Here is a 20,592-nt window from a genome sequence, read left to right as displayed (position 1 = left end):
TCGGACCACCTTCCGCGCGGCGGCGTGCGAACACGCCGGGTGCCAGAGTCTACGCACACCGAAACCACCATCTCACGCTTTAGGGTTGCTCACATGACGATCCCGACCGATCCGCAGACGGGTGAGTTCCGTCGGTCCGCCAACCATTTCGACGCTCGTGTCACCGCCGACGGCCGCGACGGCTGGCCGGTGGAGGCGGGCAGATACCGGCTGGTGGTCAGCCGGGCCTGTCCCTGGGCCAGCCGCGGGCTGGTCGTCCGGCGGTTGCTCGGCCTCGAGTCCGCGCTGAGCGTGGCCGTGGCCGACCCGATCCAGGACGAGAAGAGCTGGCGGTTCACCCTCGATCCCGGCGACCGGGATCCCGTGCTCGGCATCAAGTACCTGGCCGAGGCCTATCACGCGGCCGATCCGCACTACATGGGCGGGATCAGCGTTCCGGCCATTGTGGACATTCCGAGCGGACGGCTGGTGAGTAACGACTATCCGCGGATCACCCTCGATCTGTCCACCGAATGGACCAGCCTCCACCGGCCCGGCGCGCCCGACCTCTACCCAGAGCGGCTTCGCGACGAGATCGACGCCGTCAACGCGGGGGTCTACGCCGACGTCAACGCCGCCGTGTACCAAGCCGGTTTCGCGACCAAGCAGGCCGCGTACGAGGACGCCTATACCCGGCTCTTCGCCATGCTGGACGCGCTTTCCGACCGGCTCGAAAAGCAGCGCTACCTCGTCGGTGACACGATCACCGAAGCGGACATCCGGTTGTTCACCACCCTCGTCCGCTTCGACGCCGTCTACCACGGGCACTTCAAATGCAACCGGGACAAACTGACCGAAATGCCGGTGCTGTGGGCCTACGCCCGCGACCTCTTCCAAACACCGGGCTTCGGTGACACCGTCGACTTCGACCACATCAAGCGGCACTACTACGCGGTGCACGAGCAGGTGAACCCGACCCGGATCGTCCCCTTGGGACCGGACCTGTCCGGCTGGACGACGCCGCACCACCGGGAGCAGCTGGGCGGGCGCCCGTTCGGCGACGGCACGCCGCCGGGACCGCCGCCCGAGGACGAACGGATCGGGGACACGGATGGAGCCACTTCCTGAGCGCACCGACGTCGTCGTGATCGGCGGCGGCATCATCGGGGTCAGCTGCGCGTACCGGCTCGCCGCCGCCGGGGTCTCGGTCCTGCTGCTCGAACGGGACATCCTGGGCGCGGGCTCGACGGCGAAGGCGGCGGGCGGGATCCGGTCGTCGTTCACCACCCGGGTCAACATCGAGATCGGGCTGCGAGGGCTGGCCGAGTACGCCTCCTTCGCCGAGATGTACGGGACCGAGATCGACTTCCGCCGCGACGGCTACCTGTACCTGGTCACCGATCCCGCGGACCTGCCCGAATTCGAGCGCTGCGCCGAACTGCAGAACTCCTACGGTGTCCGCAGCCGCCTCGTCGAGCCCGCCGAAGCGCGGCGGTTCTCCACGCTGATCGACACCGAGGGTGTCGTCGCGGCACTGTGGTCGCCGGACGACGCCAAGGCGACCCCGGACTCCGCCGTCCAGGGCTACGCGCGGGCGGCCCGCGGGCACGGCGCGGTGCTCAGGACCGGCGTCGAGGTCGTCGGGATCGAACGCGACGGCGACGAGATCACCGGCGTCCGGACCGGCGATGGTTTCGTGCGGACGGAAGCCGTGGTCTGCGCGGCGGGCGCGTGGTCGGGCCGGATCGGCGAACTGGCCGGTGTCGACCTCCCGGTGCGGCCGTTCCGGCGGCAGGTCGTGTTCACCGGCCCGGTCGCGGATCTGCCCGGGGCCGTGCCGCTGACCATCGAGATGCCGTCCGCCTTCTATTTCCACCGCGAGGGCCCCGGCCTGGCGATGTCCTTCTGCGACGGTGACGGCGACCCCGGCTTCGACACCCGCTATCAGCCGGGCGACTGGCTGCCGGAACTCGCCGAGATCGCCGCGCGCCGGGTGCCCGGGGTGCTCGACGCGGGGATCCGCGGCGGCTGGGCCGGACTGTACGAGGTCACCCCCGACCGCAACCAGATCGTGGGGGAAAGCGTCCACCTGTCGCGGTTCTTCTACGCGACCGGCTTTTCGGGACACGGGTTCCAGATGGGCCCGGCCGTGGGGGAGCTCGTGCGGGACCTCTACCTGGGGCGGGTCCCGGCCATCGACATCACCGGGCTCGACGTCCGCCGGTTCGCCGGCGACCGGGCCGTGACGAGGGAGCACAACATTGTCTGAGTTCGTCGAAGTGACCACCGAGGCCGAGCTGTGCGAGATCCTGCCGCCGCCGCTGGAACGGACCGCGAACAAGGCGCGCCCGAAGCTGCACGAGCTGGACCGCCAGTGGCTCGCGGAGTCACCGTTCGTGCTGATCGCGACGTCGGCGGCCGACGGCACCTGCGACGTCTCGCCGAAGGGCGACCCGGCCGGGTTCACGCTGGTGCTGGACGACACGCGGATCGCCATCCCGGAGCGGCCGGGCAACCGGCGTGCCGACGGGTTCCACAACGTACTGGCGAATCCGCATGTCGGGCTGATCTACCTGATCCCTGGCCGCGGCGACACGCTGCGGATCAACGGCCGCGCGCGACTCGTGCGGGAGGCGCCGTTCTTCGACGACATGATCGTGAAGGGCAACCGGCCGAAGCTCGCACTGGTCGTCGACATCGACGAGATCTTCCACCACTGCCAGAAGGCGTTCATGCGGTCGAGGCTGTGGTCGCCGGAGAGCTGGACGCCCGGCGCGCTGCCGTCGCGGGCGGCGATCGCGAAGACCTTCGAGCGGCCGGACGACAGCATGGCCGACCTCGAGGCGTACTACGCCCCCGCCGCCTACTCGGCCGGCCTGTACTGACGCCACTGTCCGTGAAGGCCTCCTTCCCTACTTTCAGGGTAGGGAAGGAGGCCTTCACGGACTGCGGTGGTTGCTGGATCGTTGAACGATCTGGCACTATCGGCGAGGTGCCTGCACCCACCGGAGCCCAGCATCTCGCCGACGCGCTGACCGCTCTGGGGACCGAAGTCGTCTTCGGTCTCCCCGGCGTGCACAACCTGCCGTTATGGGAGGCGCTGGCCGATACGGACATCCGGCTCGTCGGGGTCCGGCACGAGCAGACGGCGGGGTACGCGGCCGACGGTTACGCCCGCGCCACGGGGAAGCTCGGCGTCGCGCTGGTGACCACGGGGCCCGGCGCCGCGAACACGCTCGCCGCCGTCGGCGAGGCCATGGCGTCGGCCGCGCCGGTGCTGATCATCGCGACCGACATCCCGTCCACGCTCCGGCGGCCGGGCGTGGTCCGCGGCGTGCTGCACGAGTCGTCGGACCAGCAGGCGATGTTCGCGCCGGTCACCAAGGCCGGGTTCACCGTGACGAGCCCCGACCAGGTCGCCGCCACCCTCCATCGCGCGGCCCGGCTCGCGCTCCAGCCGCAGAGCGGGCCGGTCTACCTCGGCATTCCCGCCGACTTCCTGTCGGAGCGGACGCCCGCGCGCCGCCCGCCGCGGTCGCACGCCCGGCCGTCCGAGATCCCGGAACTCACCGAGGCCGAGGCGCTCCTGGCCACCGCCGACCGGCCGCTGATCTGGGCGGGCGGCGGCGCCCTGCGTGCCGAGGCGGGTGAGGCGATCGGGAAACTCGCCGAACGGCTGGCCGCGCCGGTGCTCACCACGTTCGGCGCTCGCGGGCTCCTGCCGGTCGATCATCCCTGCCTCGCCCCGAATCCGGTGCACGCGCCCGAGGTCGGCGCGCTGTGGGACGAGGCCGACGTCGTCCTCGCGATCGGCACCGACTTCGACGGGCTGATGACGCAGAACTGGCTGATGCCGCAGCCGAAGAAGCTCATCGCGATCAACGTCGACCCGGACGACGCGGCCAAGAACTACCGGCCGGACATCACGCTGGTCGGTGACGCCCGGGTGCTCGTCGAGGCGCTGAAAGTCGAGGAACGGCCCGGTATCGCGGCACTCGTCGGCAGGCTCGCCAAGGTCTCCTCCCGGGTCCGGCGGCGGATCAAGGAGGAAGAGCCGCAGGCCGCGGACCTTCTGTCCACTTTGGACGAGGTGCTGCTGCAGGACGCGGTCGTGGTCGCGGACATGTGCGTGGCCGGGTACTGGATCGGCGGATTCCATCGCGTCCGCGCGCCGCGCAAGCTCGCGTATCCGATGGGCTGGGGCACCCTCGGCTACGGCTTCCCCGCCGCGCTCGGCGCGGGCGCCGCGGGCGTCGGCCGCGCGATCTGCGTCAGCGGTGACGGCGGCTTCCTGTTCGGCTGCGGCGATCTGCACACGCTGGCGCAGGAACAGCTGCCGGTCACGGTGATCGTCGTCGACGACGGCGGCTACGGGATGCTCCGTTACGACCAGGATCGCGCCGGGCTGCCGCGCCGGGGTGTCGACTGGGACAGTCCTGATTTCGTCGGCCTGGCGCGGTCTTTCGGGGTGCACGCGGACCGCGTTTCCGGATTCGGGCGCGCGTTCCGGCGGCTGCTCGGTGAGTTCGTCGAGTCCGACGAGCCCAACGTGCTGGTCGTGCGCGCGAAGATGGCGCCCCCGCTCAACACCTCGCCGCGCTGGTACCGCAAGGAATCCCCGTGACCGGGCTCCGCGTCGGCGTGGACATCGGCGGCACGTTCACCGATCTCTGCGTTCTCGGCGAGACCGGCGTCGTCGCCGTCGGCAAGGTGCTGACGACGCACGACGAACCCGCTCGCGCGGTCGAGGAGGGTCTCAAGAGGACACTCGCGGACGCCGGGCTGGACGCGGGCGACGTCGAGCAGTTCGTGCACGGCACGACACTGGTCACGAACGCGCTGATCGAACGCAAGGGAGCGCGTACCGCCCTCCTGGCGACGGCCGGTTTCCGTGACGTGCTGGAGATGCGGCGCGAGCACCGGTACGAATTGTACGACCTGCTCATCGAATTGCCGGCCCCGCTGGTGCCACGGCACCTGCGGTTCGACGTCCCCGAGCGGATCCTCGCCGACGGGACCGTCCACACAGGACTGGACGAGGAGTACGTCGCGCGACTCGGCCGGGAGCTCGACGCCAGGGGGATCGACGCCGTGGCGATCTGTTTCCTGCACGCCTTCACGAATCCCGCGCACGAACGACGGGCGGCCGAGGTGCTGCGGGAGGCCGCGCCCCGGTTACGGGTCGCGCTCTCCAGCGAGGTCGTCCCCGAGATCCGCGAGTTCGAACGCATGTCGACCACGGTCGCGAACGTCTATGTCCAGGACCTCACCGAACGTTACCTGCGTGACCTGGAGAGACGCCTGCACGAGGCCGGGGTGCGGCCGTCACCGCACATCATGCTGTCCAACGGGGGCATCGCGACCGTCGACACCGCCGCGCGCTACCCGATCCGCATCCTCGAATCCGGGCCGGCGGGCGGGGCGCTGGCCGCGTCCGCGATCGGGGCGGCCGCCGGCGTCGAGGATCTGCTGGCCTTCGACATGGGCGGCACGACGGCGAAACTGTGCATGATCTCCGGTGGCGCGCCGCTGGTGACGCACGAGTTCGAAGTGGACCGGAAGTACCGGCTGCTGCCGGGATCCGGGTTGCCGGTCAAGGTACCGGTCACGGACATGATCGAGATCGGGGTCGGCGGCGGCTCGATCGCGCGGATCGACGCGCTCGGCCTGCTCACCGTCGGGCCCGATTCGGCGGGATCCGAGCCCGGCCCGGTCTGTTACGGCCGAGGTGGCACCGAGCCGACCGTGACGGACGCCGACCTCGTGCTCGGTTATCTCGATCCTGGGTATTTCCTCGGCGGCGGAATGACTTTGGACCTCGAAGGCGCGCGCGAAGCGATCCGCTCGAAGATCGCCGGACCGCTCGGAGTCAGCGTCGAAGAGGCCGCCTGGGGCATCCACACCAGCGTCAACGAGGACATGGCCAACGCCGCCCGGGTCCACGCCGTCGAACGTGGCAAGGATCCGGCGAAGCTGCCGATGTTCACTTTCGGTGGCGCCGGTCCGGTGCACGGCGTCGGGGTGGCTCGGGCGCTCGGCGCGCCCGAGGTGGTCGCGCCGCCTGCCGCCGGAGTGCTCAGCGCGGCGGGATTCCTCACCGCGCCGCCGGCGTTCGACTTCGTGCGTTCGGCGCGCTCCGCGGTGCTCGAACTCTCCTGGGAACAAGTCGACGCGCTGTTCGGAGAGATGGAGGCCGAGGGCGCGGAGCTGCTGGATAAGTCCGGTGTGGACGGTGCGGACGTGACGCACCGCCGGATCGCCGAGATGCGGTATTCCGGGCAGGGCTACGAGATCCGGGTGCCGGTCGAGGGCGGGGACTGGCCGGGGTCGCTGATCGACGCGTTCACCGAGACCTACCGGACGCTGTACCGGCGGACCGGGCCGGACGTCGCGATCGAGGTGCTGAACTGGCGCGTCGTCTCCAGCGGCCCGGCGCCCGAGGTCACGCTGAAACTCGCGCGCGCCGAGGCCGAGGGCGACGCGCGCAAGGGGAGCCGTCCCGCGTACTTCCCCGCCGAAGGTGGCTTTGCCGACACGGCGGTGTTCGACAGGTACCGGCTCAAGCCGGGTGATCGCGTCGAAGGCCCGGCCATTGTGGAGGAACGAGAGTCCACCGTGGTCGTTCCGCCGGATGCGCGCTGTGTCGTCGGCGAGGACGCCGCTCTGGTGGTGACGGTGTGAGCGTCGACCCGATCTTGGTCGGGGTACTGGGAAACCGGCTGCACTCCATCCTGGCCGAACAGCAGAACGCGCTCGTCAACACGGCGTTCTCCTCCGTGGTGCGGGAATCGCTCGACCTCGCCTGCGCGGTGTTCGATTCCCGCGGCGGGATGATCGGCCAGTCCGTCGGCGGGACGCCCGGCCACATCAACGCGATGGCGACCGGGATGCACCATTTCGTCGCCGCGTACCCGCCGGAGACACTGGAACCCGGCGACGTCCTGCTCACCAACGACCCCTGGCAGACGGCCGGGCAGATCAACGACATCACCGTCGCGACGCCGGTGTTCCTGCGGGGGCGGCTGGTCGCGTGGTTCGCTTCCTGTTGCCACGCCCCGGACATCGGCGGGCGCCTGGTCTCCGCCGAGGCCAGCGAGGTCTTCGAAGAGGGCCTGCGCCTGCCGATCATGAAGTTCCTCCGCGCGGGTGAGGTCAACGCGGATCTCGAACTGCTGATCCGCGCGAACGTCCGCACCCCGGAGGAGACCATCGGCGATCTGTACGCCCAGGTCACCGGCAACGAGGTCGGGGCCGCCAGCCTGGTTCGGCTGCTGGAGGAATTCGGGCTCGATTCGCTGGACGACGTCGCCGCGGAGATCATGAACCGCTCCGAGCGGGCGCTGCGGGACGCACTGGCGAAACTACCGGACGGCACCTACACCAGCGAGCTGGTGACCGACGGATCCGACGACGAAGAGGTCGTCCTCAAGGTCGCCGTGACCATCGACGGCGAGGACATCCACCTCGATTTCGCCGGCTCGTCACCGCAGAGCCGCCGCGGGATCAACGTCGTCCTGAACTACACCCGGGCCTATGCCTCGTTCGCGGTCAAGGCGGCCATTTCGCCCGAGGTGCCGCACAACGCGGGTTCGTTCCGGCCGGTGCACGTCACCGCACCGGAGGGCTCGGTGCTCAACTGCACCCCGCCCGCGCCGGTCGCGTCCCGGCACCTGATCGGCCACTTCCTGCCCTCGCTGCTGATCACCGCTCTGCACGAAGCGTTGCCCGGCAACGCCTTGGCGCACAGCGCGGACGCGTTGTGGATGACGATCTGGCGCGGGACCGACGCCGAGGGCCGCGAATTCATGCTCAACGTGTTCCAGACCGGCGGGATCGGCGCGCGGGCCACCAAGGACGGTCTCAGCACCACCGGATTCCCGAGCGGGCTGCGGTCCACGCCGACCGAGGTCATCGAGACGATGGCCCCGCTGATCCAGCGCGAACGCGTGCTGCGCATGGATTCCGGCGGCGCCGGGAGATGGCGCGGCGGCCTCGGCCAGTGCACCACCATGGTCGCCCGCGGCGAGATCTCGTGGAGCGTCAACGGGAACGTCGACCGGGTGCGCCGTCCGGCGTCCGGTGTGGACTCGGGACATGACGGCGCGGTGGGCCGGTTCGAGCTCGCCCGCGGAGCCCTGCCGTCGAAGAGCCGGGTGAACCTGCGCCCCGACGACGTGGTGAACGTGATCCTCCCGGGAGGCGGTGGTTACGGCGACCCACGCGAGCGCGATCCGGAGGCCGTGCTCGCCGACGTCGTCGACGGGTACGTCTCGGTGGAAGCGGCGCGCGAACTGTACGGCGTCGAGGTCACCTATCACGGAGATCCCGAGGCGCTGGTGCGTCTTCCGGAGGACTACGAAGCGGTTTCGTCGAGAGGGAGGAAATGAGCATGGGCCGGCTGGCAGGCAAGGTCGCGGTGGTCTTCGGGGGAGCGCGGGGCATCGGTCTCGCCACCGTGAAGGAGTTCGTCGCCGAGGGCGCGACCGTGTTCTCCAGCGACATCCGTGAGCCCGCGGAAGCCGTCGAAGGCGCCCGTCAGTCCCTTGTGGACGCCACTGACGAAGGCCAGGTCGACGAATTCGTGCGCGGTGTGATCGCCGAAACCGGACGGATCGACGTACTGTTCAACAACGTCGGTATCCACCTCGGAAAACCACTGGTGGACACCACACTGGCGGAGTTCGACAACATCTTCGCGCTGAACGTGCGCGCGGCCTTCCTCGGCACACGGGCGGTACTGCCGCACATGATCGCGAACAAGGCGGGCAGCATCGTCACGACGTCGTCCAACGGCGGCGTGATGGGCCGCCCCGGCGACCCGGTGTACAACGCCACCAAGCACGCGCTGGTCGGCATGACGAAGTCGATCGCCGTCGCGCACGCGCACCAGGGGATCCGGGCGAACACGGTCAACCCGGGCGCGATCGACACGGACATGCTGCGCGGCACGCTCGCGTCGCCGGAGGACTTCGAAGCCAAGCAACACCAGCTGACCGCGAGCACACCGGCGGCGCGGGTCGGCGAGGCGTGGGAGGTCGCGAAAGCGGTGGTCTTCCTGGCCAGCGACGAATCGCGGTTCGTCAACGGGGTCGCCCTCCCGATCGACGGCGCCAGGGCCGCCGGCGCCATGCCGGGCAACCGGTACAGCCTCGACTTCGAACTCGGTGTCAGGTAAAGCCATGTCCACTCCTGCCGCCGAGGAGACACTGGCCCGCGACAGACCCTTGCTCGAACGGAGCGGGACAGCGGAACGGGTCGCCGAGATCCTGCGCCAGCGCATCACCGAAGGCGTCTTCCCGCCCGGGTCGAGGCTTTCGGAACCGTCGATCAGCGCCGCGCTGGGCGTCTCGCGCAACACGCTGCGCGAGTCCTTCCAGCTGCTGGCGCACGAACGGCTCGCGGTGCACGAACTCAACCGCGGCGTATTCGTCCGCGAACTGACCGCGCAGGATATCTCGGATCTGTACGTGATGAGGCGGGTCACCGAATGCGGTGCGCTGCGGCGCGCGGCCGAACTGTCCACTGTGGATCTCGCGGCGATCGAGGCCGCGGTCCGGGAGGGCCGTGCCGCGGCCGACGAAGGCGACTGGCAGGCCGTCGGGACCGCGAGTATCGCGTTCCACCAGGCGGTGGGCGACCTGGCGGACAGCGAGCGGGTCAGCACTACGATGCGCCAGGTCCTGGCGGAGACGCGGCTGTTCTTCGTGCTGGCGGAGAACACGCGGGCGTTCTTCGAGCCGTTTTTGGAGCGGCACGAGCGGATCCTGCGGGATCTGGAACGGGGGCGCTTCGGACCGGCTGAGACGGCGCTGGAGAAGTACCTGCGGGATGCGGAGAAGCAGCTTCTGGCCGCTTACGACCGCCGGGAGTCGTGAGTGCCGGCGGGCAGATCTTGGGCGTCGCGGCTCCAGTCCGGACAGATCCGTGGCGCGAACTGTGCACGATGGAGTGTTCGCGTCCCGGCCGGATCCGGGTGAGGATGGGGGCACGAGCACGAGGAGGAGATCATGGTTTCGTCGGCGTCCGCGCGCAATCCGCTGTGGCACCCCTTCGCGGACATGGGAGCGGTCGACGGCGACCGGCTCGTCATCACCCGCGGTGAGGGTTCCTATGTCTGGGACGATGAGGGCGAGCGGTACTTCGACGCGACAGCGTCGCTCTGGTACGCGAACTTCGGGCACGGGCGCGAGGAGATCGCGCAGGCCGTCGCGGACCAGTTGCGGACGCTCGATTCGTACAACCTGTTCGGCTACAACGCCAACGAGCCCGCGCTGAAACTCGCCGAACGGGTCTCCGCGCTGACCCCCGAACCGGGCTCGAAGGTGTTCTTCGGTTCGGGCGGCGGTGACGTCATCGACACCGCGGTCAAGATCGCCCGTTCGTATTTCGCGCACACCGGGCGCCCGGAGAAGGTGCACGTCATCGGCCGGGTGCAGGGTTACCACGGCACGCACGGTTTCGGCACGGCCGTCGGCGGTATCGCGGCCAACGCGGCGGGCTTCGGTCCGTTGCCGGGCGACATCTCGCATGTGCCCTACGACAGCGCCGAAGCGCTCGAAGCGGAGATCCTGCGGGTCGGGCCGGAGCGGGTCGCGGCGTTCTTCTGCGAACCGGTGATCGGCGCGGGCGGTGTCCTGCTTCCCCCGGACGGATACATCGAGACGGTCGCCGAGATCTGCCGCAAGCACGACGTGCTGTTCGTCGCGGACTGTGTGATCGCCGCGTTCGGGCGGCTGGGTACCTGGTTCGGAATCGACCGGTGGGCCGTGAAACCGGACATGATCACGACCGCGAAGGGCATCACCGGCGGGACGATCCCGCTCGGCGCGCTGATCGTCGCGCCGAGGGTGGCCGAACCGTTCTTCACCGGCGCGCCGGGTGCGCCGGTGCTGCGGCACGGCGCGACCTACGCCGGGCATCCGGTCGCGTGCGCCGCGGGGAACGCGACGCTGGACATCTACGAGCGCGACGGGCTCATCCCACGCGGGCGGGAACTGGAGAAGCCGCTGGCGGACGCGCTTTCCGGGCTCGCTTCGCATCCGTTGGTGGCGGAGGTCCGGTCCGGGCTGGGCTTCCTCGGCGCGGTCGAGCTGAAGGCCGACGTCGTCGAGGCGGACCCCGGCGCGGCGAACCGGTTGCAACGGCTGGCGCGGGACGAAGGCGTCCTCGTGCGGAACCTGGCGAAGGGGATCGCGGTGTCACCGCCGCTGATCGCCGGCGAGACCGAACTCGACCTGCTCGCGACGGCTTTGCCGCGTGCGCTGGACAAGCTCGTCTAGGCGCGGTCACCCCGCGGCGGCGGTCACCTGTGGCTGCCGCGGGAACGCGTTCCGGTAGGCGCCGGGCGAGACACCGACCTGCTTGAGGAAGTGGTGGCGCAGGTTGTTCGCGGTGCCGAGACCGCTGAGTTCCGCGATCCTCTCCACCGGCAGGGCGGTCGATTCCAGCAGGCTCTGTGCCCGGGAAAGCCGCTGGGTCAGCAGCCATTGGAGCGGTGTCGTGCCGGTCGCCTGCTGGAGACGCCGGTAGAAGGTCCGGCGGCTCATCATGGCGCGCCGGGCGAGATCTTCGATCGTCAACGGCCGGTCGAGATGTGCCCTCGCCCAGTCGAGCACCGGTGCCAGCCCCTGATCGTCGGTGGCGGGAACGGAGAGATCGATGAACTGGGCCTGTCCGCCCGGCCGGTGCGCGGGCACGACCATCCGGCGGGCGAGCTGGTTGGCCACATGTGCCCCGAGGTCGCGCCGGACCAGATGCAGGCACAGATCGAGGCCGGCGGTCATCCCGGCGCTGGTGAGCACGTCGCCGTCGTCCACGTAGAGCACGGAGTCGTCGACCTCGACCTCGGGGAACCGCTCGGCCAGCTGTGCGGTGTGCATCCAGTGCGAGGTCGCTCGACGGCCGTCGAGCAGCCCGGCCTCGGCGAGGGCGAAGGCGCCGGAGCACAGGGAAACCATCCGCGCGCCCGCGTCGTGGGCGCGCCGTAACGCGCTGATCAGCTCGGGTGAGACCGGTGCGCCGTCGCTGAGAACCTCGTCCGGTACCGACGACACGATGACCGTCTCGGCGCCGACGATGTCGTCGAGCCGGTATGGGGTGCGCAGCGCGAACCCGGGGGCCGCTTCCGCGGCGCGGTCGCCGGTTCCGCACAACCGCAGGTCGTACCAGGGATCGGCGAGATCGGGCTGGGGCATCCCGAAAACGGTGGCGGGGATGCTCACCTCGTACAGGTCCCAGAAGGCGATCCCGATCTCCTCGGGGACGACCAGGGCGACCGAACCAGCGCTCATGGCCACATCCTATGGCACGAATTTGGTGTTTCCGGTCATCAGTGTCACTGGCAGCGCGAAGTGCCGGCCACGAGGCTGGTCCCATGAGTACAAAACCTGAGCGCGTCACCGTGATCGGCCTCGGCAACCTGGGCCACGCGCTGGCTGAAACCTTCTTGCGCCAAGGGCTTCCCACGACCGTTTGGAACCGCGACGCCACCAAGGCGGACGCGCTCGTCGCGGCAGGCGCGACGGCGGCGGCGACCGCCGCGGAGGCGATCGCGGCGGGCGACCTCGTGATCGTCGCGCTGCTCGATGCCACCGTCGCCCGGCAGGTCCTGACGACGGCAGGCGATGCCGTCGCCGGGCGCGCGCTGGTCAACGTCACCTCCGGTGGGCCGGAGGACGCGCGGGAACTGGCCACCTGGGCGGCTGAACACGGCGCGCAGTACCTGCACGGAGCCGTCTACGCGGTGCCGCAGACGATCGGCACCGCCGGATCGTCGATCAGCTACAGCGGTGCCCAGGCCGTTCACCGGCGTTGGCAGCCGAAGCTGGATCTGTTGGGGAAAGGCACTTTCCTCGGCGCCGACGCCGGTCTCGCGTCGGGCTACGACGTCGCGATCCTGGCCGGGATGTACGGCATGATCGGCGGTTTCCTGCACGCCACGGCGATGGCGTCGGCGGCCGGGGTGCGCGCCACCGAGCTGACGCCGATGCTGCTGTCCTGGCTGGCGGATTCGTTCCCGGCGCTGACCACCTTCGCCGAGGAGATCGACCGCGGCGGATACACCGGTGGCGAGTCCAGCCTGGCCATGAACCAGGCGGGGCTGAGCACGATCATCCGGGCCAGCCGGGCGCTGGACGTTCCGGCGGACACCCTGCTCCCGATCAAGGACCTGATCGACCGGCAGATCGCGGCCGGACACGGCGCGGCCAGCCTCTCGCGTGCCGTCGAGTCCTTCCGGAGCGCCGCATGAGCACGACGACCCGTGACTTCGGTGAGCTGGAAGCCGAGTTCGACACCTACGTCGGAGCCATCAACTACGCCACGATGGTGACCGTCGACGCCGAGAACCGCCCGCGAACCCGGGTGCTCATCCCGGTGTGGGAGACGGTGGACGGTCGTCCGCTCGGCTGGCTGGCCACCTATCGGACCCCGGTGAAGGCGGCCCATCTCGAGGGCAACCCGCATACCAATTTCTCTTACTGGGCGCCGGGGAACAACTCGGTGGCGGTCGACGCCGTGGCCGTCTGGGACAACGAGCCCTCGGTCAAGGAGCATGTGTGGGACCTGTATCGCAAGACCAGCCCACGCGGCGCCGGCTACCCCCTCGGCAATTTCTGGCATGCGCCGTCCGATCCGCGGCTGCATGTGCTGCGCCTGACGCCGTGGCGGATCCAGGTGATCCGCGGTGCCGACCTGCGCAGCCGGATCTGGCGAGCGGACCGGAACGAGTAGCCGGGTCGTCGTGGGTGTTCCGGGCCGCCGGAACGACCTGGAACACCCACGACCTCCTGCCACGCCTCACGCGAGGCGCGACGCGCACGAGGGCCGCGCGCTCGGTCATGAAGGGCACAGCCGACGGGACCAGGTCCCTTCATGACACCCCCAGTGGCGGGCCCTCGCGGGCCCGCCTCAGGAAAGGCAGAGTTCGTTGCCCTCCGGGTCCGCGATGGTGATCCACTCCGCGGGCCCTTGCTTGCCGCGGTGCAGGAACGTCGCACCGCGCGCGGTCAGCCGCTCGAGCTCGGCCTCGATCTTGCCCGCCCCCATCCGGATGTCGAGGTGCAGCCGGTTCTTGACCGTCTTCCCCTCGGGTACCAGCTGGAAGAGGAACCGCTGTCCGGTCTCCGGGTGGACGATCGCCGCGCCGTCCTTCCACACCAGGACACCGTTGTGCGTGGTCGTCGCTTCCTCGGAGGCATACCCCTTGGCGATCATCTCGCGGATGAACTCCTCGTTGCTCTCCTCGACCCGCCACCCGAGCATCTCGGCCCACCAGCCTGCGAGGTCGTGCGGATGAGCGGAGTCCACGGTCACCTGGAAGTCATACGCCATACCGGCACATTAACGACCCGCCCCGACAATTCCGGGCGGTCATGCCCGCTGACCACGGTGAACCGCCATTTGTCGACCCCGCCGCCGATGATCTCGGCGTAGCGCCGGGCGCCGTCCGCGTTGGCGAAGCGCACCTGCTGCCCGTTGGTGAGATGGGTGATCTTGACCGCCATCCGTGCCTCCCTGAAGTCCGGTGCCGGCCCGCGGAGCTTCCCCCTCCGGGGCCGGCGCCGACAGTAGAACACATGTTCGACACTGGTCGCCAACCCAACCCCCCGCGCGGGTCATCGACGCATGGTCACCCGTGGCCACGCGTCCAGGCCACGGGCGGTTTCGTGGTCCCGGACGGCACGCAGGCCCTCTGTGAGGGTCTCCTCGTCGAGCGTCGCGAAGCCGAGCTGGGCGTAGTACGGCGCGTTCCACGGCACCTCGGCGTACGTCGTCAGCGTCAGCCCGGCGAGCCCTTCGCGCGAAGCCCACTCCGCGGCGTGCTCGATCAGCCGCCGCCCGAGGCCCCGACGCGCGTGATCCGGATGGACGGACACCTGCTCGATGTGGCCGTGGCCGTCGACGACCTCGGCGAGCAGGTACGCCACCGGCCCGTCGCCCGCGTCCCACACCCAGGCCCGGCCCGCGCGCTGGAAGGTCGTGAGGTCCGCGATCGATGGCGGGTCGTCGTCGGCGATCGCGGCCATGCCGAGCGCGCGGAACGGTTCGCCGGCGGCGCGTTCGATGTCCTGGAGTACGGGAAGGTCTTCGGAGGTGGCGAGTCGGATCACGGATCGAGTTCTACCCCGCCGCGGCGCGTGGAGGCGCGTGAATTAGGGGCTTCGGCGGGGGACACGCGTGTTTGGAGGGCGATCTCGCGTGATTGGGGAGCGATCTCGCGTGATCAGAGGGCGAACGATGAGACGGCGCGGTGGATCCTTCTCGCGTACGACTGGAGCGCGACGATCGCGGCCCGCTTCGCGTCGTCGCCGATCCGGGTGGCGGGGGCGGCCAGTGTCAGCACCGCGGGCCGGTGCCCGGTGCTCGGGATCGGCACGGAACACGACCAGACGCCGTCGTCCAGCTCGCCCCAGCTGACCGCGAACCGGTTCGCCCCGGCGCGTTTGACCTCTTCCCGCACGCTCGGGCCGCGGCGCTGGACGATCGACGAAAGGCGCCTTTCGCGTTCGCCCTCCGGCAGCATGGCGAGCAGCATCTTGCCCGACGCGCCGGTGCCGAGCGGGACTGAATGCCCCGGCTGGAAGGTGAAGCGCATCGCGCGTTCGCATTCGACCCGGTCCGCGCAGACCGCGGATTCGCCGAAATGCTGGAACAGCAGCACTGTCTCGCCGAGGTCGCGGGCCGCCTCCTCCATCGCCGGACGGGCCAGCCGGGCGAGGTCGTTGGCCAGTTGCGCGGCCCGCGCGAGCGGCATCACCTGGCTCGTCACGTGGTAGCGCCCCGTCCTGCCCTCCTCCAGGAGCTGGAGTTCCTTCAGCAGCGCGACATAGCGATAGGTCGTGGCGACCGGGGTGCCGATCCTCGCCGCGAGCTCGGCGACGCTCGCGTCCCAGCGGCGTTCGGAAAAGGAGAGCAGCAGCTGCAGTACTTTGCGCGAGCTGCTGGCGCCGGGGGTGCGTTTCGGCGGGGCGGTGGTGTCCAGGGATCGTGCGGCAGGCGTCATCTCGACCTCTCGCCGGAGAATCACGAAGAGTCAAGAAACTAGCACATTGTGTGAATTGCCGACCAGGGTCTTTGGTCCACGAACAAGCGGACTTCTTGCTAGGTTCGGCCCATGGAAAAGCCCTTGGCAGGCAAGATCGCGTTGGTCGCCGGGGCGACTCGCGGGGCCGGGCGGGGAATAGCGGTCCAGCTGGGCGCCGCGGGCGCGACCGTTTACGCGACCGGTCGCAGTACCGGTTCCCGGCGATCGGAAATGAATCGCCCGGAGACGATCGAGGAGACCGCGGCGCTCGTCGACGAAGCGGGCGGGCGTGGGATCGCGATCGGTGTGGACCATTTGGCGGCGGACCAGGTCCGCGAACTGGTGGAACGGATCGACGCCGAACAGGGCGCGTTGCACGTGCTGGTCAACGATATCTACGGGGCGCCCATCGAATGGGGCAAGACGGTCTGGGAGTCCACTTTGGACGTCGGGCTGCGGACGCTGCGGCTCGCCGTCGACACCCATGCCATCACCAGCCATTTCGCGCTCCCGCTCATGATCAGGAATCCGGGCGCGCTGGTCGTCGAGGTCAACGACGGACCGCCGGGTACAACTCGGAGAACTACCGGGTTTCGTTCTTCTACGACCTCGCCAAGACCGCGGTGAACCGGATGGCGTTCGCGCTCGGGCACGAGTTGGAACCGCATGGCGGTACCGCGGTGGCCGTCACGCCGGGCTGGTTGCGTTCCGAAGCGATGCTCGACGCTTATCGGGTGACCGAAGAGAATTGGCGGGACGCGACGAAGGTGCAGCCGCATTTCGCCATTTCTGAAAGCCCGGCGTTCGTCGGCCGGGCGGTCGCCGCACTGGCCGGTGACGCGGAAGTCGCCCGCTGGAACGGGAAATCGGTGTCCAGTGGCGAATTGGCGAAGGAATACGGATTCACCGACCTCGACGGCAGCCGTCCCGATTGCTGGCGCTATCTCGTCGAGGTCCAGGACCCCGGTCTGCCCGCGGACGTCACCGGCTACCGCTGAACCTCCCGGCGCAGGAACGGCGTGAGCAGGCCGGGGGTGGCCTGCTCCGCCATCGCCAGCCCGGCCGATTCGCCGACGTCGACCACCTGATAACCGCCCTTGCCCGCCGCGATCGGGGCCGTCACGGTGATCAATCCGGCACGGCGCTGGAAGAAGGAACGGCTGACGACGACGCCGGTGACCCCCTCGCGCCGGATCGCCACCGTCGCCCGCGCCAGGGAACCCGATCGGCTGACCAGGTATCGCCCGACGATCGCGTGGCCGAGGTTGCGGTAGCGGTCCCAGCCCACCAGTGCGGCGAGCGGGACCAGGCCGAGCGCGACCTGCCACATCCACGACGGCAGGAAATCGATCCACGCCAAGCCGAACAGGGTGGCGGCCAGGATCAGCACGCCGCCCACCGCGCGGGTGAGCCGCCTGGTCAGCGCCCGCCGCGGATGCCGGTTCAGCGGGACGGTGGCCGGGTCGAAGTTCTCCCGCAGCACTTCGGCCGCGACCTCGTGGACCCGGCCGACGGGCGCCGGCGGCAGCAGAAGCCCACCGCCCTTGTCCCCGCCTTTGCCCTCACGCAGCCCGCCCACGATCGCGGTGAGCCGCGCCCCGCCGGCGATCCGCAGCGGCAGGGGCTCCTTCACCTCGACGCCGCGAAGCCGGTCTTCTTCGATGGACACCGAACGCGTGGTGATCAGCCCGCGCCGGACGTGCAGGGTGCCTTCCGTCTCCCGGGTGAGCTTGAAGTTCCAGAACGACAGCACGTAGCCGCCGACGGAGAGCAGGGAGACGACCACGAGCAGGGCGACCGCCGCGACGACCACGATCAGCCACACCGCCGTGTTCGCCAGATCGTCCATGAGATCCCGCAGCGGGCCGACGTTCTCCGGGGCGATGTTCAGCTGGTGCGCGAAATGCCAGACCGCGGCGAAGATCGCGCCCACCACGGCGAGCCCGGACAGCGTGAACGGCGCGTACCGCACCCATTTGCGGTCGACCTCGGCCACGACCTGCTCGGGAGGCGGGGCGGTCTCAGTGGTCTCCTTGCGGTGCAAGAGAACCGTGCGCAGCCGGTGGGCCTCGGCCTGGCTGACGGCGTCGAGCACCAGCTGATCGCCGTTCGCGCCCTGGGCGGGCGAATGCCGTCCGGTGCCGATGCGCACGGCGCTGAGGGAGAACAACCGGTGCTTGGGTTCCGAGGTGACGTCGACCGTGCGCACCCGGTCCAGCGGGATCGCGCGATGCTTGCGCAGCAACAGTCCCGTGGTCCATTCCACCTGGCCGTCGGCGATGCGGTACCGGGAAGTGAGCACGTGCGAGACACCGACGAGCACGGTCAGCGCGGTGACGCCGAGCCCGAACCATTCCCAGCCGTTGCCCCGGCCGAGGACCACCGTCCCGATCAGCACCGGCAGTGATTTCACGACGTCGAGCACCGGCCTGATCAGCAGCATCCGGCGATCGAGCCGGCGCCACTGGCCGACGGCGGCGTCCGGTGGTGCCTCGGTGCTCATGTCGCGTCACCGGGAGTGGCCTGCGTGGTCTTCGTGAGTTCCGCGGCGAGCTTCAGCGCTTCGGCGTGGTCGAGACCGGCGATCTTGACCGGACCCGCGGCCGACGCCGTCGTCACGGTGATCTTCGCCAGCCGGAACAACTGCTCGACCGGGTCGCGTTCGATGTCGACGGTCTGGATCCGCGAGATCGGCGCGATCCGCCAGTCCTGGCTGAGCCAGCCTTCCTGGGTGTACACGGCCTCGCCGGTGACCTCCCAGCGGTGGACCCGGTAGCGCCACTGCGGCATGACCAGCAGATGCAGCGGCGCGACCACGCAGGAGATCGTCAAGGTCACCGTGAGCCACGTCGGCGCGTCGTCGCTCGTGATCACGAACACCGCCTGCGCGCCGATGAGGATCACCCAGCCGACCGCGGCCCACACCGTCCAGTAGCCGATGGCGCGCCTGCTCACCCGGTTGGCGGGCGGGCGCAGGCCGAGCGTCTCTTCTGTCACCCCTCCAGCCTGCACCACGTCCGAGTGGACCGCCCACGACAGCTGTCACGGACCGATAGGATCCAAGCCACCGTCGGCGGAATGGATACCCCCTATCGGGGCGTTGCCACCTGCTAGACGGTCGTACCCACGAAACCTGGAGGATCTGGTGGCGCTGGACCCGGAAGACCTGTACGAGGTGGACTCGGACGTCCCTGACCTCGGCGGGGCCGTGCTCCTGCACTACTTCGACGGCTTCATGGACGCGGGTTCGGCGGGCAAGCTCGTCGCCGAGCAGCTGCTGAACTCCTCCGAGCACCGGGTGATCGCGCGCTTCGACGTCGACCGCCTCATCGACTATCGCTCGCGCCGCCCGGCGATGACCTATTCGATCGACCACTGGGAGGCCTACGACGCCCCCGAACTGGTCGTCCACCTGCTGCACGACGCCGACGGCGTGCCGTTCCTGCTGCTCACCGGGCCGGAACCGGACCACGACTGGGAGCGGTTCTGCGCGGCCGTGCGCGGGCTGGTCGAACGCTGGGACGTCCGGCTCACCACCGGTTTCCACGGCATCCCGATGGGCGCGCCGCATACCCGCCCGCTCGGCGTGACCGCGCACGCGACGCGGAACGAACTCGTCGGCGAACACCGTCCGCTGCCGAACCGGATGCAGGTGCCGGGCAGTATCGCCGGGCTGCTGGAGTTCCGTTTCGGCGAGTGGGGGCACGACGCGTCCGGGTTCGCGGCGCACGTGCCGCACTACCTGGCGGACTCGACGTACCCGAGCGCCGCGCTGAACCTGCTCGGCGCCGTCGCCGCGGCGACCGGGCTGAACCTGCCGGACGGGGACCTGCGGGAGGCCTCACACGAGGCGGAGGCCGAGATCGCCCGCCAGGTCGCCGGATCGGAGAAGGTCGCCGACGTCGTACGCGCGCTGGAGCAGCAGTACGACACGTTCATGGAGGCGTCCGGCAAGGAGAGCCTGCTCGCGGAGTCGGTCGAGCACATGCCGACCGCCGAGGAACTGGGCAACCAGTTCGAGCGGTTCCTGGCCGAGCAGAACGGCGGGGAGACCCCGGAGCGCTGAGGGCTCCAATAGCGTTGGTCTTCATGTACTTGGGGGTGATGGGCGGCCTTCACCACCTCTGGGGCTGCCACGCTCGCTTAGGTGCGTTCTGCCGGTGCGCTGGCGACACGCGTGACTGGACGGACGACTCGCGGCGGCCCCCTGGCCACGTGTGTGTCGTCCATCCAGTCACGCGTGTCGTCCGCCGGATCACGCGACATCGCCGGTGCTGCACGTCGTGAGTGGTGTTTCGGGTTATTGAGGGGAAGGGTGAATGTGGCGTGACCTCGCCTCTGCGACGAAGGACCCCTTCACTGGCTCAAGGCAGAGCGGCCTTCGCGGCCGTGGTTCTGGACTGGCCGACAGGAGCCGACCGTGCCCCCGAGTGTCCACAAAGGACACTTTTCGCTGACTCAATGTCCGAGTGATGCCCAGATGGGCGATGTCACGAGGGGGTCGTGAGTGGCGTTTCGGGCTAGAACCCGAAACGCCACTCACGACCCCCTCGTCGAACCGTGCAAATCACCCAAGTCGGACACTGTCA

General features: G+C 69.6%; 19 protein-coding genes and 1 pseudogene. 13 read left to right on the top strand and 7 right to left on the bottom strand.

Translation table 11 applies throughout. The annotated features are described in order from the left end of the window. The first annotated feature begins 93 nt into the window (after positions 1 to 93). The 9 genes from AC069H_RS09215 (at position 94) to AC069H_RS09175 (ending at position 11,258) form a co-directional block, all read left to right on the top strand. Complete coding sequence (locus AC069H_RS09215) at positions 94 to 1,107, top strand: glutathione S-transferase family protein (protein ID WP_478231887.1); 1,014 nt, start codon at positions 94 to 96, stop codon at positions 1,105 to 1,107. Next, positions 1,091 to 2,248, top strand: a complete 1,158-nt coding sequence (locus tag AC069H_RS09210; RefSeq protein ID WP_478231886.1) for an NAD(P)/FAD-dependent oxidoreductase — start codon at positions 1,091 to 1,093, stop codon at positions 2,246 to 2,248. The genes AC069H_RS09215 and AC069H_RS09210 overlap by 17 nt, the downstream gene beginning before the upstream one ends. Further along, positions 2,241 to 2,864, top strand: coding sequence for an MSMEG_1061 family FMN-dependent PPOX-type flavoprotein (locus AC069H_RS09205; protein ID WP_478231885.1), 624 nt, complete (start codon positions 2,241 to 2,243; stop codon positions 2,862 to 2,864). The genes AC069H_RS09210 and AC069H_RS09205 overlap by 8 nt, the downstream gene beginning before the upstream one ends. A gap of 107 nt (positions 2,865 to 2,971) precedes the next feature. Continuing rightward, a complete protein-coding gene (locus AC069H_RS09200) occupies positions 2,972 to 4,603 on the top strand; it encodes a thiamine pyrophosphate-binding protein (protein ID WP_478231884.1) in 1,632 nt (543 codons plus the stop codon). Continuing rightward, a complete protein-coding gene (locus AC069H_RS09195) occupies positions 4,600 to 6,660 on the top strand; it encodes a hydantoinase/oxoprolinase family protein (RefSeq protein ID WP_478231883.1) in 2,061 nt (686 codons plus the stop codon). The genes AC069H_RS09200 and AC069H_RS09195 overlap by 4 nt, the downstream gene beginning before the upstream one ends. Then, entirely contained in the window at positions 6,657 to 8,366 is a 1,710-nt protein-coding gene (locus tag AC069H_RS09190) for a hydantoinase B/oxoprolinase family protein (RefSeq protein ID WP_478231882.1), read from the top strand. The genes AC069H_RS09195 and AC069H_RS09190 overlap by 4 nt, the downstream gene beginning before the upstream one ends. Before the next feature lie 2 nt (positions 8,367 to 8,368). Beyond that, positions 8,369 to 9,154 (top strand): SDR family NAD(P)-dependent oxidoreductase, encoded by a 786-nt coding sequence (locus tag AC069H_RS09185; RefSeq protein ID WP_478226394.1) that lies wholly within the window; start codon positions 8,369 to 8,371, stop codon positions 9,152 to 9,154. Positions 9,155 to 9,158: 4 nt separating this feature from the next. After that, positions 9,159 to 9,854 (top strand): GntR family transcriptional regulator, encoded by a 696-nt coding sequence (locus AC069H_RS09180; protein WP_478226395.1) that lies wholly within the window; start codon positions 9,159 to 9,161, stop codon positions 9,852 to 9,854. A gap of 132 nt (positions 9,855 to 9,986) precedes the next feature. Further along, positions 9,987 to 11,258: an aminotransferase family protein gene (locus AC069H_RS09175; RefSeq protein WP_478226396.1), complete on the top strand. Its 1,272-nt coding sequence runs from the start codon at positions 9,987 to 9,989 to the stop codon at positions 11,256 to 11,258. 6 nt (positions 11,259 to 11,264) lie between these two features. Here AC069H_RS09175 and AC069H_RS09170 read toward each other — a convergent pair whose 3' ends face one another. Further along, positions 11,265 to 12,269, bottom strand: coding sequence for a GlxA family transcriptional regulator (locus tag AC069H_RS09170; RefSeq protein WP_478226397.1), 1,005 nt, complete (start codon positions 12,267 to 12,269; stop codon positions 11,265 to 11,267). An 83-nt stretch (positions 12,270 to 12,352) separates the two neighbouring features. Between AC069H_RS09170 and AC069H_RS09165 the strand changes: the two genes are divergently transcribed. Together AC069H_RS09165 and AC069H_RS09160 are read left to right on the top strand one after the other, a co-directional pair. After that, on the top strand, positions 12,353 to 13,228 hold the full coding sequence (locus AC069H_RS09165; RefSeq protein ID WP_478231881.1) for an NAD(P)-dependent oxidoreductase: 876 nt from the start codon (positions 12,353 to 12,355) through the stop codon (positions 13,226 to 13,228). Beyond that, positions 13,225 to 13,710 carry a pyridoxamine 5'-phosphate oxidase family protein gene (locus tag AC069H_RS09160; protein ID WP_478226399.1) on the top strand — a complete coding sequence of 162 codons (486 nt, stop codon included), beginning with the start codon at positions 13,225 to 13,227 and terminating at the stop codon, positions 13,708 to 13,710. Before AC069H_RS09165 ends, AC069H_RS09160 begins: the two co-directional genes overlap by 4 nt. A 177-nt stretch (positions 13,711 to 13,887) precedes the next feature. On the opposite strand, the gene AC069H_RS09155 is transcribed toward AC069H_RS09160, so the two are convergent. The 4 genes from AC069H_RS09155 to AC069H_RS09140 form a co-directional block, all read right to left on the bottom strand. Continuing rightward, on the bottom strand, positions 13,888 to 14,310 hold the full coding sequence (locus AC069H_RS09155; RefSeq protein ID WP_478231880.1) for a VOC family protein: 423 nt from the start codon (positions 14,308 to 14,310) through the stop codon (positions 13,888 to 13,890). After that, positions 14,289 to 14,483: a hypothetical protein gene (locus AC069H_RS09150; protein WP_020631236.1), complete on the bottom strand. Its 195-nt coding sequence runs from the start codon at positions 14,481 to 14,483 to the stop codon at positions 14,289 to 14,291. The genes AC069H_RS09155 and AC069H_RS09150 overlap by 22 nt, the downstream gene beginning before the upstream one ends. 111 nt (positions 14,484 to 14,594) lie before the next feature. After that, positions 14,595 to 15,089, bottom strand: coding sequence for a GNAT family N-acetyltransferase (locus AC069H_RS09145; RefSeq protein ID WP_478231879.1), 495 nt, complete (start codon positions 15,087 to 15,089; stop codon positions 14,595 to 14,597). 113 nt (positions 15,090 to 15,202) lie between these two features. After that, the gene (locus AC069H_RS09140; RefSeq protein WP_478231947.1) at positions 15,203 to 15,982 is read right to left on the bottom strand and encodes an IclR family transcriptional regulator; all 780 of its coding nucleotides are present in this window, start codon (positions 15,980 to 15,982) and stop codon (positions 15,203 to 15,205) included. A 111-nt stretch (positions 15,983 to 16,093) separates the two neighbouring features. On the opposite strand from AC069H_RS09140, the pseudogene AC069H_RS09135 reads away from it, so the two are divergent. Beyond that, positions 16,094 to 17,001 (top strand): annotated as a pseudogene (locus tag AC069H_RS09135) (SDR family oxidoreductase). Here the strand turns inward: AC069H_RS09135 and AC069H_RS09130 are convergent. Further along, positions 16,992 to 18,506 carry a PH domain-containing protein gene (locus AC069H_RS09130; protein ID WP_478231878.1) on the bottom strand — a complete coding sequence of 505 codons (1,515 nt, stop codon included), beginning with the start codon at positions 18,504 to 18,506 and terminating at the stop codon, positions 16,992 to 16,994. The pseudogene AC069H_RS09135 and the gene AC069H_RS09130 sit on opposite strands and share 10 nt — an antisense overlap. Next, positions 18,503 to 19,042, bottom strand: a complete 540-nt coding sequence (locus AC069H_RS09125; protein ID WP_478226419.1) for a PH domain-containing protein — start codon at positions 19,040 to 19,042, stop codon at positions 18,503 to 18,505. The genes AC069H_RS09130 and AC069H_RS09125 overlap by 4 nt, the downstream gene beginning before the upstream one ends. Before the next feature lie 106 nt (positions 19,043 to 19,148). Here AC069H_RS09125 and AC069H_RS09120 point away from each other — a divergent pair, with 106 nt between their 5' ends. Next, a complete protein-coding gene (locus AC069H_RS09120; RefSeq protein ID WP_340683814.1) occupies positions 19,149 to 20,069 on the top strand; it encodes a proteasome assembly chaperone family protein in 921 nt (306 codons plus the stop codon). Positions 20,070 to 20,592: the final 523 nt, after the last annotated feature.

It is taken from the genome of Amycolatopsis sp. NPDC043887 (assembly GCF_056435665.1).
Note: the sequence above shows the minus strand (reverse complement) of the source record. Positions and strands in the feature narration are given on the sequence as shown.

Coding starts and splice junctions, on each gene's coding strand:
- AC069H_RS09180 (WP_478226395.1), top strand. CDS start 9,159: ATGTCCACTCCTGCCGCCGAGGAGACACTGGCCCGCGACAGACCCTTG.
- AC069H_RS09185 (WP_478226394.1), top strand. CDS start 8,369: ATGGGCCGGCTGGCAGGCAAGGTCGCGGTGGTCTTCGGGGGAGCGCGG.
- AC069H_RS09140 (WP_478231947.1), bottom strand. CDS start 15,982: ATGACGCCTGCCGCACGATCCCTGGACACCACCGCCCCGCCGAAACGC.
- AC069H_RS09130 (WP_478231878.1), bottom strand. CDS start 18,506: ATGAGCACCGAGGCACCACCGGACGCCGCCGTCGGCCAGTGGCGCCGG.
- AC069H_RS09165 (WP_478231881.1), top strand. CDS start 12,353: ATGAGTACAAAACCTGAGCGCGTCACCGTGATCGGCCTCGGCAACCTG.
- AC069H_RS09170 (WP_478226397.1), bottom strand. CDS start 12,269: ATGAGCGCTGGTTCGGTCGCCCTGGTCGTCCCCGAGGAGATCGGGATC.
- AC069H_RS09175 (WP_478226396.1), top strand. CDS start 9,987: ATGGTTTCGTCGGCGTCCGCGCGCAATCCGCTGTGGCACCCCTTCGCG.
- AC069H_RS09215 (WP_478231887.1), top strand. CDS start 94: ATGACGATCCCGACCGATCCGCAGACGGGTGAGTTCCGTCGGTCCGCC.
- AC069H_RS09160 (WP_478226399.1), top strand. CDS start 13,225: ATGAGCACGACGACCCGTGACTTCGGTGAGCTGGAAGCCGAGTTCGAC.
- AC069H_RS09210 (WP_478231886.1), top strand. CDS start 1,091: ATGGAGCCACTTCCTGAGCGCACCGACGTCGTCGTGATCGGCGGCGGC.
- AC069H_RS09155 (WP_478231880.1), bottom strand. CDS start 14,310: ATGGCGTATGACTTCCAGGTGACCGTGGACTCCGCTCATCCGCACGAC.
- AC069H_RS09150 (WP_020631236.1), bottom strand. CDS start 14,483: ATGGCGGTCAAGATCACCCATCTCACCAACGGGCAGCAGGTGCGCTTC.